Here is a 2734-nt window from a genome sequence, read left to right as displayed (position 1 = left end):
CCGGGGCGTTCGTCGTCGAGGACGACTTCGCGCGCCGCCTCGTCCACGAGGGCGCGCCGCCGCTGCCGCCCACGCTCTGCGCCGACGACCCCGACGGCATCGTCGTCCACGTCGCCTCGCTGACCAAGGTCACCTCGCCCAGCATGCGGGTGGGCGCCCTCGTCGCCCGCGGCCCGGCCCTGGAGCGGCTGCGCGACACCCAGGTCGTGGACAGCTTCTTCGTGCCGCGACCCTTGCAGGAAGCCGTGCTCGAACTCGTCGGCGCGCCCGCCTGGCCGCGCCATCTGCGCACCGTCGCCGCCCAGTTGCGCGCCCGGCGCGAGGCGCTGCTCACCGCGCTGTGCCAGGAGCTGCCGGAGGTGACGGTCGATCATGTCCCGTCCGGCGGCTGCTTCTTGTGGCTGCGCATGCCCGAGGGTGCGGACGAGAACGCGCTTTTGGCCGCCGCGTTCCGGGCGGGCGTCGCGGTGGCCCCCGGCCGCCCGTACTTCGCCGCCGAGGCGACCGGCGCGTACCTGCGCCTGAGCTTCGCCGCCGCGGCGGGCCCCGCCGAACTGGCGGAGGGCGCGGCCCGGCTCCGTACGGCCTGCGCGGAGGTCCTGGCATGAGGCTGCGGGAGCGGTGGGGCGGGCAGCCGCGGTGGGTGCGGTGGACGCTCGCCGCGTACGCGGTCGGCTTCGCCGAGGGCGCCTGCGCGCACCTCGCCGACATCGTGCGCGGCGGCGTCCACGTCTACGCCTCCTTCGGGCCGGCGCCGCTTCAGCTCTACTTCCTGAGCCTGGTCGTCCTCGACCCGCTGGCCGTGGCCGGGGCGGTGCTCGTACGGACCTGGGGGCCGCCGCTGGCTGCCGCCGTGATGGCGACGGACGTCGCGGGCAACTGGATCATCAACTGGCGCTGGCTGCGCGAGGATCCCGCCTGGCTCCTGCGCCCGGTCGGGCTGCTGCCCATCACCCTGTTCGGCATCTTCGTCGTCTCGACGGCGGTGCCCCTGCGCCGGGCGCTCGGGCGACGCGAGGGAGAGGCTCAGGCCGTCCTCACCGGGCGGCCGGGGACCTCGCGATGACGGAGAACTCGGCGCCGAAGGGGTCGGTGACCGTCGCGATCCGCCCGTACGGATTGTCCTGCGGCGCCTCGGACGCGCCGCCGGCACCGCGGGCCCGCCGTACCGTCTCGTCGGTGTCGGCGACCTCGAAGACCGTCGACCAGGCGGAGGCGCGGGCCTGGGGGAGGCCGAAGATCCCGCCGATCTCATGGCCGTCCGGGCGGCGCAGGAACGTGAAGTCCTGCTCCGGAAGGTCGTCGTTGGCGTCGAGCGTGAAGTCGAAGACCGAGGTGTAGAAGGCGCGCGCGGTCTCGGGGTCCGCGGTGACCAGGTCGTTGCGGATGAGCGCGCCGGGCTCGTTGACGATCTGGCAGCCGACGTGCGCGCGGCCCTGCCAGAGGCCGAACCGGGCGCCCGTCGGGTCCACGGCCATGGCCATCCGCCCCTGCTTCATGACGTTCGCCGGCCCCTCGACGAGCACGCCGCCCGCCGCGGTGACGCGCTCGGCCGTGCCGTCGCAGTCCGCGGTGGCGAAGTACACGTCCCACGCGCGGCGGACCGGTTCCGCGCCGGGCGCCGATACCGACGACACCAGGGCGGCGACGGGCCGCCCGTGCAGGAAGCCTGTGGTGTAGTACGCGGTCTCCGGCGTCCCGGCCTTGAACTCCCAGCCGAACAGCGCGCCGTAGAAATCCATCGCGCGTCGCAGATCGGGGACGCTCAGATCGATCCAAGTCGGCGTGCCGTCGGGCTGGTTGGTGGATACATGACTCATCGCCGGTCTCCTCCGGTCGGGTGGCTGGGACCGACAGTAGAGGCGAATCAGGACAGCTTCCGTCCTGGATGCCGATGACGCGAAGAACGCCCCGCGCCGGTTCGAAAACCGGGCGCGGGGCGTCCGTTACGGCGTCACCAGGTGCGGATGTTTCCTCTTCTTCGCATGATTCATGTGGTTCATGAAATGCGTATGGTCATCCGGCGGTGCGAGCCGGTATCGGCCGGTGTCAGCCGGTGCCAGCCGGTGTCAGCCCAGGAAATTCTGTTTGAGATGGGCGTAGAGATCGGCCGCGGAGCCTTCGAGCAGTTCGTCCGCGACCTCCACCTCGGCCAGTTGCTGTCCGGCTCCCGCGACGAGTCCCACCTGCTCCGGTGCGGCCTCGCCCTCGCTCGCGCTCGGCTTCTGCGCGGTGCCCAGCACATTTCCCGCTTCGTCGATGAGTACCTGAATCGTCGCCATGGTCACACGCCCCCGCCACGCCAGTTGAACGAGACGGTCAGGGGGCCGGCGTTGCGGACCCTGGCCCGGTAGGAGAGGTGGGTGCCCACCAATACCTCTCCGATCTCAAAGGTGTACAACAACCCGTTGGGGTTCAGCGGGTGCGCCTGGATCAATTGCGGGCCGACATCGCCATTGCCGCCCCAGTCGAAAGTCCATTCCTGTATGGCACCTGGTGCGATGGTGCCACCTCCGGCAGTCCACGCCATGTGATTCTCCTCCTGCGTCGGGCTATTGACCGGAAATCCCGCCCGCTACGCGGAACGGGAGGCCAGCCTCACCGGATGGGTCAGGGGCAGGCAAGAGGAATACGGAATTCACCGGATTTATCACCAGGAAGTCACGCACCCCGCGCGGTCTGTATGGAGAATTCGTCCTATCCGGATACGCCCATCAAAGGGGCGCCCGCTGCC

At 70.8% G+C, this 2734-nt stretch carries 5 protein-coding genes; 2 read left to right on the top strand and 3 right to left on the bottom strand.

Going from position 1 to position 2734, the window contains the following annotated elements; all coding sequences use genetic code 11:
- Positions 1-608, top strand: a 608-nt coding sequence (locus tag ACFU99_RS40055) for an aminotransferase class I/II-fold pyridoxal phosphate-dependent enzyme (protein ID WP_384402612.1), incomplete at its 5' end; no start/stop codon positions are given.
- The gene (locus ACFU99_RS40050) at positions 605-1066 is read left to right on the top strand and encodes a hypothetical protein (RefSeq protein ID WP_384402609.1); all 462 of its coding nucleotides are present in this window, start codon (positions 605-607) and stop codon (positions 1064-1066) included. The genes ACFU99_RS40055 and ACFU99_RS40050, both read left to right, overlap by 4 nt.
- Here the strand turns inward: ACFU99_RS40050 and ACFU99_RS40045 are convergent.
- The 3 genes from ACFU99_RS40045 to ACFU99_RS40035 form a co-directional block, all read right to left on the bottom strand.
- Positions 1038-1820 (bottom strand): VOC family protein, encoded by a 783-nt coding sequence (locus ACFU99_RS40045; protein ID WP_384402605.1) that lies wholly within the window; start codon positions 1818-1820, stop codon positions 1038-1040. The two genes, ACFU99_RS40050 and ACFU99_RS40045, sit on opposite strands and share 29 nt — an antisense overlap.
- A gap of 249 nt (positions 1821-2069) precedes the next feature.
- Positions 2070-2282: a hypothetical protein gene (locus tag ACFU99_RS40040; RefSeq protein ID WP_384402602.1), complete on the bottom strand. Its 213-nt coding sequence runs from the start codon at positions 2280-2282 to the stop codon at positions 2070-2072.
- A 2-nt stretch (positions 2283-2284) separates the two neighbouring features.
- The gene (locus ACFU99_RS40035) at positions 2285-2530 is read right to left on the bottom strand and encodes a hypothetical protein (protein ID WP_384402599.1); all 246 of its coding nucleotides are present in this window, start codon (positions 2528-2530) and stop codon (positions 2285-2287) included.
- Positions 2531-2734: the final 204 nt, after the last annotated feature.

Origin of the sequence: Streptomyces sp. NPDC057654 (genome assembly GCF_042800135.1) — a bacterium.
GTDB lineage: Bacteria > Actinomycetota > Actinomycetes > Streptomycetales > Streptomycetaceae > Streptomyces.
Note: the sequence above shows the minus strand (reverse complement) of the source record. Positions and strands in the feature narration are given on the sequence as shown.